The organism is Pseudorhizobium xiangyangii (assembly GCF_020531965.1).
Classification (GTDB): Bacteria; Pseudomonadota; Alphaproteobacteria; order Rhizobiales; family Rhizobiaceae; genus Neorhizobium; species Neorhizobium xiangyangii.
In genome coordinates this window covers 12,424-29,336 of record NZ_JAJAWH010000006.1, presented here as the reverse complement: position 1 = coordinate 29,336, position 16,913 = coordinate 12,424, and the positions used below count along the sequence as shown (strand labels likewise).

At 61.6% G+C, this 16,913-nt stretch carries 13 protein-coding genes; 9 read left to right on the top strand and 4 right to left on the bottom strand.

The features are described from left to right. Positions 1-21: 21 nt before the first annotated feature. Positions 22-621 (bottom strand): nitroreductase family protein, encoded by a 600-nt coding sequence (locus tag LH464_RS06730; RefSeq protein WP_226785607.1) that lies wholly within the window; start codon positions 619-621, stop codon positions 22-24. A 141-nt stretch (positions 622-762) separates the two neighbouring features. Here LH464_RS06730 and LH464_RS06725 point away from each other — a divergent pair, with 141 nt between their 5' ends. The 9 genes from LH464_RS06725 to LH464_RS06685 all read left to right on the top strand — a co-directional run bounded on the left by LH464_RS06725 (position 763) and on the right by LH464_RS06685 (position 9,743). After that, positions 763-1,605, top strand: a complete 843-nt coding sequence (locus LH464_RS06725) for a fumarylacetoacetate hydrolase family protein (RefSeq protein ID WP_226785606.1) — start codon at positions 763-765, stop codon at positions 1,603-1,605. 190 nt (positions 1,606-1,795) lie between these two features. Beyond that, positions 1,796-3,082, top strand: coding sequence for a polyhydroxyalkanoate depolymerase (locus tag LH464_RS06720; protein WP_226785605.1), 1,287 nt, complete (start codon positions 1,796-1,798; stop codon positions 3,080-3,082). Positions 3,083-3,226: 144 nt separating this feature from the next. After that, positions 3,227-3,649, top strand: a complete 423-nt coding sequence (locus LH464_RS06715; RefSeq protein WP_226785604.1) for a DUF2852 domain-containing protein — start codon at positions 3,227-3,229, stop codon at positions 3,647-3,649. An 85-nt stretch (positions 3,650-3,734) separates the two neighbouring features. Next, on the top strand, positions 3,735-4,499 hold the full coding sequence (locus LH464_RS06710) for a M48 family metallopeptidase (RefSeq protein ID WP_226785603.1): 765 nt from the start codon (positions 3,735-3,737) through the stop codon (positions 4,497-4,499). 182 nt (positions 4,500-4,681) lie between these two features. Then, the gene (locus tag LH464_RS06705; protein WP_226785602.1) at positions 4,682-5,338 is read left to right on the top strand and encodes a phosphoribosylanthranilate isomerase; all 657 of its coding nucleotides are present in this window, start codon (positions 4,682-4,684) and stop codon (positions 5,336-5,338) included. Between the two features lie 11 nt (positions 5,339-5,349). After that, positions 5,350-6,570: a tryptophan synthase subunit beta gene (trpB, locus tag LH464_RS06700; protein ID WP_226785601.1), complete on the top strand. Its 1,221-nt coding sequence runs from the start codon at positions 5,350-5,352 to the stop codon at positions 6,568-6,570. Between the two features lies 1 nt (position 6,571). Continuing rightward, on the top strand, positions 6,572-7,411 hold the full coding sequence (trpA, locus tag LH464_RS06695) for a tryptophan synthase subunit alpha (protein ID WP_226785600.1): 840 nt from the start codon (positions 6,572-6,574) through the stop codon (positions 7,409-7,411). Between the two features lie 39 nt (positions 7,412-7,450). After that, positions 7,451-8,359, top strand: a complete 909-nt coding sequence (gene accD / locus LH464_RS06690) for an acetyl-CoA carboxylase, carboxyltransferase subunit beta (protein ID WP_226785599.1) — start codon at positions 7,451-7,453, stop codon at positions 8,357-8,359. Positions 8,360-8,390: 31 nt separating this feature from the next. After that, the gene (locus LH464_RS06685; RefSeq protein WP_226785598.1) at positions 8,391-9,743 is read left to right on the top strand and encodes a bifunctional folylpolyglutamate synthase/dihydrofolate synthase; all 1,353 of its coding nucleotides are present in this window, start codon (positions 8,391-8,393) and stop codon (positions 9,741-9,743) included. A 47-nt stretch (positions 9,744-9,790) separates the two neighbouring features. Here LH464_RS06685 and trxA read toward each other — a convergent pair whose 3' ends face one another. The 3 genes from trxA to addB form a co-directional block, all read right to left on the bottom strand. Beyond that, positions 9,791-10,111 (bottom strand): thioredoxin, encoded by a 321-nt coding sequence (gene trxA / locus LH464_RS06680; RefSeq protein WP_226785597.1) that lies wholly within the window; start codon positions 10,109-10,111, stop codon positions 9,791-9,793. An 82-nt stretch (positions 10,112-10,193) separates the two neighbouring features. Then, complete coding sequence (gene addA, locus LH464_RS06675) at positions 10,194-13,736, bottom strand: double-strand break repair helicase AddA (RefSeq protein ID WP_226785596.1); 3,543 nt, start codon at positions 13,734-13,736, stop codon at positions 10,194-10,196. Then, positions 13,729-16,911, bottom strand: coding sequence for a double-strand break repair protein AddB (gene addB, locus LH464_RS06670; RefSeq protein WP_226785595.1), 3,183 nt, complete (start codon positions 16,909-16,911; stop codon positions 13,729-13,731). Before addB ends, addA begins: the two co-directional genes overlap by 8 nt. Between the last annotated feature and the right edge of the window lie 2 nt (positions 16,912-16,913).

Genomic DNA, 16,913 nt, shown 5'->3' with positions numbered 1-16,913 from the left:
GGATGATTCACGTGAAACCTTTTATTCTTCGCCGGCGAAGCTTCCTTCAAAGGCAACCTCGGCCAGCGCCTTGCGTTGGCTCTGCGTTTCCCGTTCTCGCAGATCGTCCGGTAACGTTTCCTTCGGAGCCAGCTTGCCGATTGCGCAGGCAGCTTCCACTCGAAAACCTTCCGGAATCCCCAGTACCTGGACCGCCTTGTCGCGATCCATGCCTTCCATGCCATGCGCGTGGTAGCCAAGCTTCATCGCCTGCGCAGCAATCGAGAACCAGGCCGCGCCTGTGTCGAAGGCGTGGGTATGAGCGTGCTTCTTTTCGCCGTCTTTCGACACCCGGTATGTCTTCGATACGAAGATGATCAAGGCGGACGCATTCTGCGCCCAGCGCTGGTTGCTGGGCGCCAGGATGTCGAGAAGGACCGGCCAGCTCTCGCTATCCCGCAACGCATAGACGAACCGCCAGGGTTGGTTGTTTCCAGACGACGGAGCCCAGTGGCCGGCATCCAGAATGGTCATGATCGTTTCCTTGTCCATCGCCTCGCCGGTATAGGCGCGTGGCGACCAGCGGTCCAGAAAGAAGGCATCGATCATATGCTCTGATTCACGGTGGTTGCTGTGGGTCATGATGCCTCTGGCGCTGCTGCATTTGCTTGAATGTTAGATAGAACCGAAGCAGGCAAGTGCAACTGCTCGTCTCATAAAACGGGGTGACAACGGCGCGCCCATCCTCCATAAGGCACTTGTCAGACAAGTGGAGGCACATTCGTGAAACTGATGCGTGTTGGTCAGCCGGGCCAGGAAAAGCCGGCAATTCTTGATGCGGACGGCAAGGTGAGGGATCTCTCCCAGCACGTCGCCGATATCGGCGGCGCAGCGATTTCGCCGGAAGGTCTTGCAAAGATCGCGGCCATTGATCCGAAGAGCCTCCCGGAACTCCAGGTCGACCGCATCGGCGCCTGCGTTGCCGGTACAGGCAAGTTCATCTGCATCGGCCTGAATTTCTCCGACCATGCAGCTGAGACCGGTGCCACTGTACCTCCGGAGCCAGTCATCTTCATGAAGGCGACGTCCGCGATCGTCGGCCCGAATGATGATGTCCTCATTCCGCGCGGCTCTGAAAAGACCGATTGGGAAGTCGAGCTTGGCGTCGTCATTGGCAAGACTGCCAAGTACGTTTCGGAAGCGAATGCGATGGATTATGTCGCCGGCTACTGCGTATCCCACGACGTTTCCGAGCGCGCTTTCCAGACCGAACGTTCCGGCCAGTGGACCAAGGGCAAATCCTGCGACACCTTCGGCCCGATCGGCCCGTGGCTGGTTACCAAGGACGAAGTTGCAGACCCGCAGAATCTCGGTATGTGGCTTAAGGTCAACGGCGAGACCATGCAAAACGGCTCGTCGAAGACCATGGTTTACGGCGTCGCCTTTGTCGTCTCCTACCTCAGCCAGTTCATGTCGCTGCAGCCGGGCGACGTCATTTCCACCGGAACGCCGCCCGGCGTCGGTATGGGCATGAAGCCGCCGCGCTACCTCAAGGCGGGTGACGTGGTTGAACTCGGCATCGAGGGCTTGGGCGACCAGCGCCAGACCTTTGTTGCCGATCGCTAAAGAGCCGCGACGAACGGAACCTTAATTGGTCTCTGCCATTCTCAATGCCAGGCGCTTGCGTCTGGCATTTTTTATCGGTGATTGGTCCTGATGTTGCGCTGCAACGAAAACCTGTTAGCCTCTCCCTGCTCCTGAAACGATGCGCCTGTTCCCGGATGTCGCGTCGGACCTCACGAAAGGCGGCACCTCCATGATCTACCAGTTCTACGAGATGAATCACGCAGCTATTGCGCCGTTCCGCGCTGCAGCCGACGCGATGAAGTTCTTTCATACCAACCCCCTCAATCCGCTCGCCCATACGGCGATGGGCCGCAGCATGGCCGCGAGCCTTGAATTGTTCGAACGGATGACGCGCCGCTACGGCAAGCCGGAATTCGGGTTGCCGACGACGATCGTCGATGGTCAGACCGTCAAGGTGACGGAGGAGATCGTGTGGTCGAAGCCGTTCTGCGATCTGATCCACTTCCGGCGGGACTTGCCGACAGAGCCTGCGTCGGACCAGAAGCTGCTGCTCGTGGCACCGATGTCAGGGCACTATGCGACACTGCTGCGCGGCACCGTCGAAGCACTGCTGCCAAGCGCGGAGGTTTATATCACCGACTGGATCGATGCCCGCATGGTGCCGGCAGTCGACGGTCGCTTCGATCTCGACGATTACATCGATTATCTGATCGAGATGGTCCACCACATCGGTCCCGGCACCCACGTTATCGGTGTCTGTCAGCCCTCCGTTCCGGTTCTGGCGGCCGTCGCACTCATGGAGGCTGCCGGGGATCCGCTTGTGCCTGCGTCCATGGTGCTTATGGGCGGGCCCATCGATACACGGGAGAACCCCACTGCCGTCAACGATCTGGCTCAGGACAAGCCGCTGGAATGGTTTCGCGACAACGTCGTCATGAACGTTCCATTTCCGCATCCCGGCTTCATGCGGCGGGTCTATCCGGGCTTCCTGCAACTCTCGGGCTTCATGTCGATGAACCTCGACCGTCACATTACGGCCCACAACGAATTCTTCGAACACCTGGTGCAGAACGACGGTGATTCTGCCGAGAAACACCGCGATTTCTATGACGAGTATCTCGCTGTCATGGACCTCACGGAAGAGTTCTACCTGCAGACGGTCGATACCGTCTTCATCAAGCATGCCTTGCCGAAGGGCGAGATGATGCATCGCGGCACCCGGGTGGATACCCAGGCGATCCGCAACGTCGCGCTCCTGACTGTGGAGGGGGAGAACGACGATATTTCCGGTCTTGGTCAGACGAGGGCGGCGCAGACAATCTCGCCGAACATTCCGGAAGACATGCGCATGCATTACATGCAACCGGATGTAGGCCATTACGGCGTCTTCAACGGTTCCCGTTTCCGCAGGGAAATCGCGCCGCGCATTCTTGAGTTCACGGCGAGAAATGCCCGCGGTGCATCCACGAAGAAGAGCCCGGTAAAGCGCGTCATAAAGGGCGGAAAGGCGGGCTGATCCGATTTCACCCGGTAGTTTCAGGGAGATCGCCGAATTTTCACGGCTTATTCTTGAAGCAGGTCTTTCGACTTCCCAAATCGATTCTCACGGGTCGGCATGAGGTTGCCCCCGGGGAAACAAGAGAAACGAAGGGTGTGACCGATGAACCAATCAGCATTGATTCGTCCGGACTGGACGCCGGCCACCATCGCACTGATGGTGCTCGGTTTCGTGGTTTTCTGGCCGCTTGGCCTCGCCATGCTTGCCTACATCCTGTTCGGCGAACGCCTGCAGGGCTTCAAACGCGACGCAAACCGCAGGGCAGATGGCATGTTTGCCGGCTGCCGGCGGGCGAAGTCCCACTACAACACGCATTTTTCGACGGGCAACGTAGCCTTCGATGATTGGCGGAAAGCAGAGCTGAACCGTCTCGACGAAGAGCGCCGCAAGCTCGACGAGATGCGCGAAGAGTTCGACAGCTACGCGCGGGAACTGCGCCGCGCCAAGGATCAGGAAGAGTTCGATCGCTTCATGCGCGAGCGCAAGAACCGCCCTTCGGGCGAGAACGGCGTCGTCGATCTCTGAGGATTCACGTGAAACAATATCGGCCGGCGCCTTCGGGTGCCGGTTTTGTTATGAGCGCAGGGCACGAATCGGCTAGATAGAACGGATGTTCGCACTTCTCAAAAAATCGGTCCGCTCGCGGCGGCAGCCCCTGGCTTCCGAGAAGCGGACCCTTGAGATCGGCAACCGCGCCATGCCGCTGACGATCCGCGAGCATCCGCGTTCCACCCGGATCACCCTACGTATCGAACCGGGGGCGAGGGGACTGAGCCTGACTGTGCCGGTCGGCCTCCGCAAGGTCGAAATTGACGACTTTCTGGATCGTCACCAGGGCTGGCTGCTGACCAGGCTTGCCCGTTTCCCACAAGAACAGACGGCGCTTGGCCATGGCGCCACCCTCATGCTGCGTGGCGTATCCCATCGTATCGAACACACAGGCAGCCTGCGTGGTGTTACGGAGCCTGTCGTCACGGACGGCAGGGCGGTCCTCCGCGTCAGCGGCCTGCCGGAGCATTCCGGTCGGCGCATCTCCGCCTTCCTGAGAAAGGAGGCGCGCCGCGATCTGGAAGCGGCGGTTCAGGTCCATGCGCGGGGCGTACGGAAGCCGGTGAAGTCGATCACCATGAAGGACACCCGAAGCCGGTGGGGTTCCTGCTCCTGGGACGGCAATCTCAGCTTCTCGTGGCGCATCGTCATGGCACCGCCCTTCGTCATCGATTATCTCGCCGCCCACGAGGTCGCGCATCTCGACGAGATGAACCACGGCCCCGGGTTCTGGGCTCTTTGCCATCAGCTGTGCCCGCGCACTGACGAAGCCAAAGCCTGGTTGAAACAGTACGGTTCGCAGTTGCACGCGATAGACTTTGGCTAACAGTGCGACCGTGTCTTATCTCCCCGCTGCAGGTTCAGGGAGAGTGGGGCCGCAGTTCGCGCCTTGCTGATTGATCTTTCGTGCGGAACGCCTGTGCCTGGCCGCCTCAGGATGAGGGCAACCCCCGGCCTCTTGGCGCTTTTATCTCGACTCCGCCATGATTTCATGCGAACTCGCAGGGCATGAAACCGGACATCAAGATTTGCGGATTGAAGACGCTGGAGGCTGTCCAGCGGGCCGTGGCCCGCGGGGCGACCCATGTCGGCTTCATCTTCTTTCCCAAGAGCCCGCGCAACATCGCGCCCGAGGCTGCGGCCGATCTGGCAGAGCCCGTGCGAGGCAGGGTGAAGATCGTTGCGGTTACCGTCGATGCGAATGATGAGGAACTGGACGACATCGTCCACCTCCTGAAGCCTGACATTCTCCAGATGCATGGGCACGAGCGCCCCGAACGCATCCTGCACGTGAAGGCACTTTACGGCCTGCCGGTGATGAAGGCATTCTCAGTTCGTGAAGCCGTCGACCTCGATCCGGTAGACCGCTATATCGGCGTAGCGGATCGGTTCCTCTTTGATGCGAAGGCGCCGGCCGGCTCCGAGCTGCCGGGCGGCAACGGTGTTTCGTTCGACTGGAATATCATGGCTTCGCTTGACGAAAGCGTCGATTACATGCTTTCCGGGGGATTGAACAAAGACAATGTCGGTCTGGCGCTCGCGTCCACCAGGGCGAGCGGCGTAGATGTCTCGTCCGGGGTCGAAACTGCGCCCGGCGTGAAGGATCTCGGAATGATCGACGCCTTCTTTGATGCCATTGCAGAGGCCGGTTCGGTCCGAGCCTGAGGGAGTACAGAGTGAACGAGACGCCGCTACCGAATTCCTTCCGTTCCGGACCCGACGAGGATGGCCGTTTCGGCATCTTCGGCGGACGTTTCGTCGCGGAAACCTTGATGCCCCTCATCCTTGAGCTGCAGGAGGAATGGGACAGGGCGAAGACGGATCCGGAATTCCAGAAGGAATTGGCGCATCTTGGCACGCACTATATCGGCCGACCGAGCCCGCTTTATTTCGCCGAGCGCCTGACGGAACATCTCGGCGGTGCCAAGATCTACTTCAAGCGTGAAGAGCTGAATCATACTGGCTCGCACAAGATCAACAACTGCATCGGCCAGATCCTGCTTGCCAAGCGCATGGGCAAGACCCGCATCATCGCTGAAACCGGTGCTGGTCAGCATGGTGTCGCTTCAGCGACCGTGGCTGCCCGTTTTGGCTTGCCTTGCGTCGTCTACATGGGCGCCACCGACGTCGAGCGTCAGGCGCCTAACGTCTTCCGCATGAAGCTCCTCGGTGCCGAAGTGAAGTCGGTGACCGCCGGTAACGGCACGCTGAAGGACGCCATGAACGAAGCGCTGCGTGACTGGGTCACCAACGTCGATGACACCTATTATCTGATCGGTACGGCCGCCGGCCCGCATCCCTATCCGGAAATGGTCCGCGACTTCCAGGCGGTGATAGGCCAGGAAACGCGCGAGCAGATTCTTGCAGCTGAGGGCCGGCTTCCCGATCTCATCATTGCTGCGGTCGGCGGCGGTTCGAATGCCATCGGCATCTTCCATCCCTTCCTCGACGACAAGGACGTCCAGCTTGTCGGCGTGGAGGCAGGTGGTCACGGTCTCGAAGGTGACGAGCATTGTGCGTCGATTACCGCCGGCAGCCCCGGCGTGCTGCACGGCAACCGTACCTATCTCCTGCAGGATCATGATGGCCAGATCCTCGAGGGCCACTCGATTTCCGCCGGGCTCGACTATCCGGGCATCGGTCCGGAGCACAGCTGGCTGCATTCCATCGGCCGCGTCGAATACACGCCGATCATGGACAACGAGGCGCTCGAAGCCTTCCAGCTGCTGACCCGTGTCGAAGGGATCATCCCGGCGCTGGAGCCGAGCCATGCCATCGCCGAGGTGATCAAGCGCGCCCCGAAGATGGGTAAGGACCAGATCATCGTGATGAACCTCTCCGGCCGCGGGGACAAGGACATCTTCACCGTCGGCAAGATTCTCGGAATGGGGCTCTGATATGACCGCACGCATGGACAAGAAATTCGCCGAGTTGAAGGCCGCGGGCCGCCCAGCACTCGTCACCTACTTCATGGGCGGCGATCCGGACTATGAGACCTCGCTGGAAATCATGAAGGCGCTTCCGGCTTCCGGCGCCGACGTAATCGAACTCGGCGCGCCGTTCTCCGATCCGATGGCCGATGGTCCTGCGATTCAGCTGGCAGGCCAGCGCTCGCTGAAGGGCGGCCATTCGCTGGCGAAGACGCTTCAGATGGCGCGGGATTTCCGCAAGGGCGACGATACGACCCCGATCGTCATCATGGGATATTACAACCCGATCTACGTCTATGGCGTTGATCGCTTTCTGGACGAGGCGCTGGAAGCAGGTATCGATGGGCTGATCATCGTCGACCTGCCGGCAGAAATGGACGACGAGCTCTGCATCCCCGCCCGCAGCAGGGACATCAACTTCATCCGCCTGACGACGCCGACGACCGACGCGAAGCGTCTTCCGAAGGTGCTCGATAATACGTCCGGCTTCGTCTACTACGTCTCGATGACCGGCATCACTGGCTCGGCGCTGCCCGATACGACGAAGATCGCCGATGCGGTCAACCGCATCAAGGCTTCGACCGATCTGCCGGTCTGCGTCGGTTTCGGCGTCAAGACGGCCGAGCATGCGCGTCTAATCGGCGCCTCGGCCGACGGCGTGGTGGTCGGCACAGCCATCGTCAATCAGGTGGCGACATCGCTTGACAAGGATGGTCAGGCAACCGCCGATACGGTGCAGTCCGTGGCGACATTCGTCCGCGGTCTTGCAACGGGCGTCCGCTCGGCACGCCTTGTTGCCGCCGAATAGTTTTCCCACATTGGGCAGAATTTACTAGGAGTAAGCCAAGTGAACTGGATCACCAATTACGTCCGGCCGCGGATCAATTCCATGCTCGGCCGCCGTGAGGTTCCGGAGAACCTCTGGATCAAGTGCCCGGAAACGGGTGAGATGGTCTTCCACAAGGACCTGGAAGAAAACAAGTGGGTCATACCTGCGTCCGGCTTTCACATGAAGATGCCGGCAAAGGCTCGTCTGACCGACCTGTTCGATGGCAGCGTCTACGAGTCCCTGCCGCAGCCGAAGGTGGCGCAGGACCCGCTGAAATTCCGCGATTCGAAGAAATACGCCGACCGGTTGAAGGACAGCCGTCTGAAAACGGAGCAGGAAGACACGATCCTGGCCGGCCTCGGCAAGGTGCGCGGCGTGAAGCTGGTCGCAGTCGTTCATGAATTCAACTTCATCGGCGGTTCGCTCGGCATGGCCGCCGGTGAAGCGATCGTGAAGGCTTGCGAACGTGCGCTTGCGGAAAAGTGCCCGCTGGTCATCTTCCCCGCTTCTGGTGGGGCCCGTATGCAGGAAGGCATCCTGTCGCTGATGCAGTTGCCACGGACAACTGTCGCCGTCGATATGCTCAAGGAAGCCGGTCTTCCCTACATCGTCGTGCTGACCAACCCGACGACGGGCGGCGTAACCGCATCCTATGCGATGCTGGGCGACGTCCATATCGCCGAACCCGGCGCCGAAATCGGATTTGCCGGCAAGCGCGTCATCGAGCAGACCCTGCGCGAAAAGCTTCCTGAAGGCTTCCAGACCGCGGAATATCTCCTCGAGCACGGCATGGTCGACATGGTGGTCAAGCGCCACGACCTGGCGGACACTCTTGCCACGCTCTTGAAGATACTGACCAAGGCACCCGCGGCAAACGATACGGCAGCCGTACCGGCGGCGATCCCTGCCATGGCGGCGAGCGCCTGATAACCAGACCCTGATGAGCCGGAGCGGCGGGATGAACGCCACGAACACACCCGCCGTCAGTGCGGCCGAACAGGAGATCGAGAAGCTGATGACCCTTCATCCGAAGGGCTTCGATCTTTCGCTGGATCGCATCCGGCGGCTTCTGGAGATCCTGGGAAATCCGCACCAGAAACTGCCGCCGGTGATCCATATCGCCGGCACCAATGGCAAGGGCTCGACGACTGCTTTCTGCCGCGCATTGCTGGAGGCGGCGGGTCTTGGCGTTCATGTTCACACCTCGCCGCATCTGGTGAACTGGCACGAACGGTACCGTATCGGCGTCCGAGGGGGCCGATCGGCCATTGTTGACGACGAACTGTTCGCCGAGGCACTGCGGCGCGTAGCGGCCGCCAACGCCGGGCAGACGATCACCGTCTTTGAAATACTGACCGCCGTCACCTTCGTCCTGTTCTCCGAGCAGCCTGCGGACGCAGTCATTCTCGAGGTCGGTCTGGGTGGCCGCTTCGATGCGACCAACGTCATCGACAAGCCGGCCGTCTCCGTCATCATGCCGATCTCGCTGGACCACCAGCCATACCTGGGGGACAGGGTCGAACTGATCGCGGCAGAAAAGGCCGGTATCATGAAGCGCGGTTGCCCCGTCGTCATCGGCAGGCAGGAATACGAGCCCGCTCTTGACGTTCTCGTCCATACTGCAGAACGGCTTTCCTGCCCGACTTCAGTCTACGGGCAGGATTTCTCGGCGCACGAGGAGTTCGGGCGGCTCATCTATCAGGACGAGTTCGAGCTTGCGGATCTGCCGCTGCCGCGGTTGCCTGGTCGTCACCAGATTGCCAACGCCGCTGCCGCCATTCGCGCGGTCAAGGCCGCGGGATTTGAGCTGACCGATGCGATGATCGAAAAGGCGATGTCGACGGTTGATTGGCCCGGCCGCTTGCAACGGCTTCTGGAAGGGGCTCTTCTGGATTTTGCGTCGGCGGATGCGGAAATCTGGGTCGATGGGGGCCACAATCCAGGCGCTGGCGAAGTCATAGCCGAGGCAATGGCCGGCTTCGAGGAGCGCCAGTCCCGCCCGCTCTATCTCATAATAGGCATGATCAATACCAAGGAGCCTGTCGGCTATTTCCGCGCCTTCGCCGATATTGCCGAACATGTCTTCACCGTGCCGATTCATGGTTCGGATGCAGGGCTTGATCCGATCCTGTTGGCTCACAGCGCATTTGACGCCGGCTTGATCGCAGAACCGGTCAGCTCGGTTGCCGAGGCCTTGGCGGAGATTGCCAGGCGCCAGATGCCGGGCGAGATGTCGCCGCGGATACTGATCGGCGGCTCGCTCTATCTCGTCGGCAATGTGCTCGCCGACAACGGGACACCCCCGAAATAAAAAAGCCCGGCTCAAAGCCGGGCTTTTCATTTGAAGGAAGCAGGCACTCAGGCGGCGCTGGAAATCCAGGCGGAAAGCGCCGTCTTCGGCGCTGCGCCAACCTTGATGTCGGCAACTTCGCCGTCCTTGAACATGGCGAGCGTCGGAATGGAGCGAACGCCGAACTTTGCTGCCAGCTCCGGATTTTCGTCGATGTTCAGCTTGACGACCTTCACCTTGCCGGCGAGTTCGTTCGAGATCTCTTCCAGGTGTGGACCGATCATCTTGCACGGACCGCACCATTCGGCCCAGAAATCAACGACGACGGGCTGGGTGGAGTCCAGAACTTCGGCCTGGAAGTTGCTGTTGTCGACTTTCACGGTAGCCATGGGGCTCTCCTTGGGAAGCATTGGGGAAGATTTGGTTGTGCTCAATGTGAGGCCGGCTAGCCCCGTTTTCAATACCGCTATCTCACTTTGTCCTCAGCTCTGCAAGCGAACGGTCGAGGATCTCTGACGTCAGCGAGATCACATTTCCGGTCTCGGTATAGGCCAGAACGCAACGGAAATCGTGGTCTGGATAGAGCGGTCGCAGGATCTCTCGATAGAGCGCAAGCTGTGCGCGATGCGTCAGGGGCACGTCCTCCTCCCGGTGTGGAGGACGCCGGTTTGTCTTGTAGTCCAGAATGGTGACTTCGCGCTCGCTCACCGCCATCCGGTCGAGCCGGCCTGAGATCGCGTAATCCGTGCCCTTGAGCTGGACCGTGCCCATGACGGACACTTCCGCACGGCTGTGGCCGGAAAAGACGGGCTGCAGGTCGGGGTGCGTCAGGACGGTGAGCACGCAGCCGATCAGGGCTTCGCGCGGTTCGGAAGGCCAGAAGCGTGCCGCACGTTCCGCATAGCGTCGCGCTGCCTGCGGTCGTTCATCCGCCGGAAAGTCAGGCAGGACCTGAAGCATGCGGTGCACCAGCCGGCCCTTCTGAAGCGACAGGTTGCCTTCGGTTTTCTCGCCGAACAAGGGGGACGCTGTGACCAGATCGTCGGCATCGTCGTCGATCATTGTGCCGGCGCCGGACGGACTGAGCGGCCGGGGGAGGGACGCCTGCGGTGGCAACGGCCTGTTCAACACCGGCGGCAGGGGCGCGGCGGCGAGGTTCTTTTCGGTGGAAGCTTCCTTCTGCGCGATCTTCCCTGCCGAGGCGGGAAGTCGCCAGCGGAAGCCGTCCCATTCGCCCTCCGGACCCGTGAATACGCCGGCGGTGCAATGTTCTGGATGGCCAGAGAGAGCCGTGACGATCATGCTGTGCCAGGTGTCAGGGTTGGGCCGTGCTCCGCGATAGCCGCAGACAACCAGGCGATCCGCCGCACGTGTCATGCCAACATAGAGAAGCCGGCGATACTCTTCCTCGGTCGCCTGCTTCAGCCGCTCGTCGTCGCCGGCGGTAATGGAATTGGAGAGTGTCTTTGACGGCATCCAGGCAGGGATCTCGACGTCCCTGTGAGGAACGAGGCGCAGCTTTGGCACATGCGAGGACACGAAGGCCTTCGATCCGCCGTCGATGAGGAAGACGATCGGTGCCTCCAGCCCCTTTGAGGCATGCACCGTCATGATCCGGACTTCGTTGCGGCCGCTGTCCTGCTCGCGCTTGATTTCAGGCGATTCCATTTCGAGCGTTGATACGAAGGACTGCAGACCCGGCAGGCCCTTGCCCTCGTGATCCAGTGCAAAGTTGAGAAACTCATCGAGGATGTCGCCGGCTTCTGTGCCCAGCCGCCCCAAGAACTTGCGCCGGCCGCCCATCTGCCCCAGCAGCCGTGCATAAAGGTCATGTGGGCTCATTCGCCGTGATAGCGCGAGCAACTGCCTCAGCAACTGCTCGGTGGAAGCGAAACGGAGGGGCTGGTCTTCTGCCAGCCGACCCAGATGCTGCCAAACGCTCGTTTTCTCCGGTCGAATTGCGGCGGCCTCGAACACGTCCTCTTCCGACAGATTGAACAACGGGCTCTTGAGGAGCGCCGACAGCGACAGGTCGTCCTGCGGCAGGACGAGGAAGCGCCCAAGCGCCAGAAGGTCCTGCACGGCGATGTGGCTGGTGAGACGGAGACGGTCGGCGCCGGCAACGGGAATGTTGCCCCGTCGCTTGAGGGCCCGGGTCAGCGCATTCACGAAGGCGTCGCGCTTGCGCACCAGAACGAGTATGTCGCCCGGCGCGATGGCACGCTCGACGCCCTTCTCGATGATCGTTTCCTTGCCGATCAGTCCCTCGACCGAGTGGGCGATGCGTGCGGCAAGGATCGCGGATGGCGCCTTGTCGGGCGTGGAATCGAAGGGCGCTGTCCAGTCGTCGGCGCTGTCCGCAATTTCGGGCTCGACGACGTTCCACAGGTCGAAGGCGCCGGGATGGCCGATGCGGTTTGAACGATGGACGATCGGTTCGCGGTCGAAACTCAATCCCCTCGCGTTATCCTCCAGGGAAAATACCTGGTCGACGGCGGCAAGGACGTCTGCGGTCGAGCGGAACGACAGCGGCAACCGGACCGGGTTGAAACTCTGGCCGCTTTTCCGGACATCCTTCTCCGTGCGGGCGCGCTCTTCCGCAAAGCGTTCCGGGCGTGCGCCCTGGAAGGAGTAGATCGACTGCTTCTCGTCACCGACGGCAAAGATGGTGCGGCGGAGGTCCCGGGCACTCTGGCCGGAATAGAAATCCTCGGCCAGCGACTTGATCACCGTCCACTGCACGGAGCTGGTATCCTGCGCCTCGTCGACGAGGATGTGGTCGATGCCCTGATCCAGCTTGTAATGCACCCAGGCGCCGACCCCGTCGCGGGTCAGAAGGTCCGCCGTCTTGGCGATAAGGTCTTCGAAGTCGAGCAGGCTGCGCTGCCTTTTCAGGTCCTCATAGTCACCGTTCAGGCGGTCGGCGAGAAGGAGCGCTGCTTTGGTTGCCCGGATCATCCGCATGATCCTCAGCCGGTCACGACATGCGACGACGTGTGCGCGGGCGAGTTCAATGGCCTCGCCCAGCATCGGTGATGCATCCAGCATCTTCTTCGCCACCAGCGAACTGTCGGCTTTCGGATTGCCCGTCTTCGTCAGGAAGATATCATCGAGGTATTGCGCCCTAAGATGCGGATCGATCTCCTTGGCGCAGAGCCTCAGCCCGTAGGCAACCTCCAGAACCTTCGACCCGCCCTTCTCGTCGGCAAGCTGCAGGTAGGTCGTCAAGGCCCCGCCGTACAGGCCGGGTAGCGGCCAGTAGGCGTCTGCGAGGCTCTGTTCCGTATCGCCAGGCTGCTGCCCGAAAGCCGCCTTCAGGGTAAGATCGACGCCGCCCTGTCCCTCGGCATGCTCGAGAAAGTTCCGGATGGCGGTGCGCCGGGCGATGATGTCGCCGAGCAGGGTTTCGAGGCCGAACTCGTCGCCGAGATCGAGAACGTGCGCGAACGCTTCGGCAAGCGCCGGGTCGTCTTCGGCCGAAGTTGCTGTCAACAACGAGCGACGTGCTTCGCCCAGCAGGGCGGAAGCGGCACTGTCGTCGAGGACCGCGAAGTGGCCGGCAACGTTGGCTTCGAGCGGGAACTGGTGCAGTAGCGCTTCACAGAAGGCATGGATGGTCTGAATCTTCAGCCCACCCGGCGTTTCCAGTGCTTTTGCGAACAGTCGTCTCGCTTCCGCAAGCTTGAGAGAATCCGGCTCATGACCTTCAATTAAGCTGATGCGGTTCGCTAGATCCGCGTCGCCAAGAACTGCCCACTCTGCCAGCCTCTGGAAGACGCGGTTCGACATTTCGGAGGCGGCGGCCTTCGTATAGGTAAGGCAGAGGATCGAGGAGGGACGGCAGCCCGACAGTAGAAGCCGGATCACGCGTTGCGTCAGCACATGTGTCTTGCCGGAACCGGCATTGGCCGAAACCCAGGCAGAGCTGATCGGGTCGGACGCCAGCGACTGCTGGACCGCCGTCCAGTCCAGCCAGTTGATCGGATCGTTTCCCACGGGAAGAGCGCTATTCATCGGCTTCTTCCTCCTCGTCGTCTGCTGTGGACCATTCCGCAACGCGCGCCAAATGGTCGTACTCGCCGCCATAGTTGCTCTGCATGAACGGAACGAGGCGGGACGCGTAGCCGGCTTCTCCGCTCTTCAGGACCGTAACGAACTTGGTCAACTGCTCGACCGATTCATCTGCAAGGTCGATGGCCGACTTTCCGTTCTTGGTGGCCTCATTGTTGATGATTTCAGGCTTGAACCGGTCGCCGGGCTTCAGTCGCACGTAGAGAAGCTCGTCAGGTTCGGTACTGCCAGCAGACTTGAAGGCTCCGGCCCGTAGCGCTGCCGCCTCGAGCGCGAGCTGCGGATCGAGAAGTGTGCGTGCCTGGGATGGCGTCGGATTGGAGCCCGTCTTGTAGTCGATGATCGTCGCCAGACCGGTGCCCTTGATGTCGATCCGGTCGGCGATGCCGGTAAGCCGGATGCCGGCACCGGGAATCTCCCAGCTGGCGCCGCATTCGGTCTCGGTCGATCGGATGTCGCCAATGCGCTTGGCTTCCCATCTCAGGAAGGCGCGGGACACTTCTACGAAACGCGGGCGCCAGACCTGGTCAATGTGCCCCGGCAGGCCTTCTGCAGCAAACAGCTCGTCAATGATCCGCGCCATCGCCTCGTGGGACGCCGGAGTGTCGGGCACATGCTTTTCGCGCGTGTAGCGATCGATGATCGCGTGATAGAGCGTCCCACGCTCGGACGCACCGGGATCGGCGTTGAAGGGGTCGATCGGGTCGAGCTTCAGGATGCGGCGGGCATAGATCGAATAGGGATCGCGTCGCAGGCGCCCGACTTCGCTGAAGGAATATTTCACCGGCTGCAGATGGGCGGGAGGCTTCGGTGCTGGTCGCCTTGCCGGAGGCTGTGTTTCACCGGCATCGATGGCGGTCGCCCAATGGTGGTACTGTCGGCCACGTTCTTTCAGCTTGCTGGCAAAATCGTCGCCGCCGAGCGCCAGAAGCCGCTGCAGCCAGCGGGAAGCAACCGTCGGCGTGGAACCCTTGCGCAGTGATCGAGAAAAGATCAGATGGCGGGTGCCGCTCGCCATCGCGAAGTCATGGGCCAGCTGGCCGATGCGCCGCTCTGGCGGCTCAAGTCCCATGTCGGTCTTCATGGTGCGCGACAGGAAGGGGTTGTTGACGGTCTGCCCGGGCCATGAACCTTCGTTCAGTCCGCCGAGGATCATCGTATCGACGTTCTGCAGCCGGGCTTCCAGCGTGCCGAAGATGAAGACACGCGGATGGCTGAGCGAGCGCGGTTTCACAGCCTCGCCGGTGGTGATCGCCTGCACGATATCGATCCATTGCGGCCCGTCGGCCTCCATCTGTCCGTCAGTCTCGATCACTTCAGAAAGCAGAGACGACAGCCGCTCGCCCGCTTCGCCGGACCAGAGTGCGGCCAGATCGCCTCTCTCATCCATGCCCAGGGCTTCCAGCGTGCGCCCGGTGCGCTCTGCCCAATCGGAGAGGGCAAGCTTGGAGGTGATGCCACGACCATCGAGCCTGCGGCCGAGGAGAGCGGAGGCTAGCGGCTCTACGGCCTTCTGCAAGCGTTGTGCGAGGTCGCGTGCCTGCCCGATCGCGGCATCGCCAACCGCCAGGCGCCAGGCGGGCGGATGTCTGTCCGAGGCATGCGCCGCCAGCTGGCGTTCCAAGAGCGGCTCCAGCGCCGATATTTCGAGGTCGCCACGACCGCCACGAAGCGCCAGAAGCTCCAGTGCTTCCGCCGCGTGCCGCATCTCATCCCAGCCAAGGCCAAGCCGCACGAGTGGATGCTTCAGCAGGGACGTGAGTGGGATGGGATCGCCCGGCCTCAGCGTTGCCTCCAGGAGGAGCTGAAGCAGCGTGCCTTGCGGTGTAGCGGATAGCGGCGTACCCGCCGTATCGTCGGCAATGATGCCAAAGCGCCCGAGCTCAGCCGTAACCCGTCGGGCAAGATTTCTATCAGGAGTGATCAGCGCCGCCTGCGATGCACCGCCGTCTGCGGCCGGTTGTTCGAGCGCCAACCGAAGGGCAATTGCGATGGCAACGGCCTCTTCTCGTTCGTTGGCGGCTTCAATCAGCGCGACCTCGGCGAAGGCCTGGCCGAGCTCGTCCCTGTCAGCGGATGCGCGCCAGCTATTCCATTGGTCCGTCGCCGCTGCCGGGGCCATGGCGTGGGACAGTGTGGCCGCGCGATAGGCCAAGTCCGGTGCGAGCGTGCCCAGCGTTTTGATTTCCGAGCGATCGACACCGAGCTTGTTAAGTAGCCGCGCTAGACCGAACTGCGGATGGCTGCGGCTCGAAGGCTCTATCCGACCATCTGGCCCCTCGCTGGAAAGCGTCGCCCACCAGTCTTCCTCCGTCAGGTCGAGGCCCGGGAGAACCACCGAACCATGGGGAAGAGATGCGATGGCGGCAATCAGGTCCGCGGCGGCCGGCACAGAACCCGTAGAACCGGCAACGATCACAGGTCCCTTGTGCTCGCGCTCGGCCATCCGTCGGGCTTCGCCGCGCAGAAGAGTGGATTGATGCCTTGCCGGGGATGAGCGCCGCAGCTCCTCCAGGCGTGCTGGCCAGAAGGCGCTGGCGATCAGCAGGAATTCGGCCGTCAGCTGCCACCACAGGGCGTGCTCGCCTGAGTCCAGCTTTTCGAGATCTGCCCAGTCCCGCTCTTCGGTCTCCACCGAATCGATCAGCTCGGCGAGCGAGCGGGCAAGCCAGATCGCATCGGCCGGACTGGCAGGCGCGATCAGCGGAGAATCGGAGTGGATATCGATGACCACCTGAGGCAGCCGGTTTCGCCAGGCGAGGATAAGCTGGCCGAGTTCCAGGAGCCGGGCGACCCCGCCGATCGGCATCGCGAGATCCATTTCTTCCGGGGCGGCGAGATCGAAATAGCCGCTGTCGTCATCCGTTTCGCCGAGCGGTCTGATAACCGGCAGGATTGCCGACCCACCACCGAGAAGATCGACGAATTCGGATCGAAGGACGCGGGCCGAGCGTCGGGTAGGTACGAAAATGGTGACGTTGGCAAGCGACAGCGGGTCGGCCGGATCGTGGCGGAAGTTCTCGTTCAGATGCCCTTCGCACAGAGACCGGGCAAGGGTGCGGAGGAAGGGAGTGCCGGGCGGAATTGTGAAGATTCGCTTCGGGCGATGTGTTTGCATTT

Bases quoted from the DNA above. Each gene is read 5' to 3' on its own strand.
- LH464_RS06720 (WP_226785605.1), top strand. From the start codon at position 1,796: ATGATCTACCAGTTCTACGAGATGAATCACGCAGCTATTGCGCCGTTC.
- LH464_RS06715 (WP_226785604.1), top strand. From the start codon at position 3,227: ATGAACCAATCAGCATTGATTCGTCCGGACTGGACGCCGGCCACCATC.
- LH464_RS06710 (WP_226785603.1), top strand. From the start codon at position 3,735: ATGTTCGCACTTCTCAAAAAATCGGTCCGCTCGCGGCGGCAGCCCCTG.
- LH464_RS06730 (WP_226785607.1), bottom strand. From the start codon at position 621: ATGACCCACAGCAACCACCGTGAATCAGAGCATATGATCGATGCCTTC.
- LH464_RS06685 (WP_226785598.1), top strand. From the start codon at position 8,391: ATGAACGCCACGAACACACCCGCCGTCAGTGCGGCCGAACAGGAGATC.
- addA (WP_226785596.1), bottom strand. From the start codon at position 13,736: ATGAATAGCGCTCTTCCCGTGGGAAACGATCCGATCAACTGGCTGGAC.
- trpA (WP_226785600.1), top strand. From the start codon at position 6,572: ATGACCGCACGCATGGACAAGAAATTCGCCGAGTTGAAGGCCGCGGGC.
- addB (WP_226785595.1), bottom strand. From the start codon at position 16,911: ATGCAAACACATCGCCCGAAGCGAATCTTCACAATTCCGCCCGGCACT.
- trxA (WP_226785597.1), bottom strand. From the start codon at position 10,111: ATGGCTACCGTGAAAGTCGACAACAGCAACTTCCAGGCCGAAGTTCTG.
- LH464_RS06705 (WP_226785602.1), top strand. From the start codon at position 4,682: ATGAAACCGGACATCAAGATTTGCGGATTGAAGACGCTGGAGGCTGTC.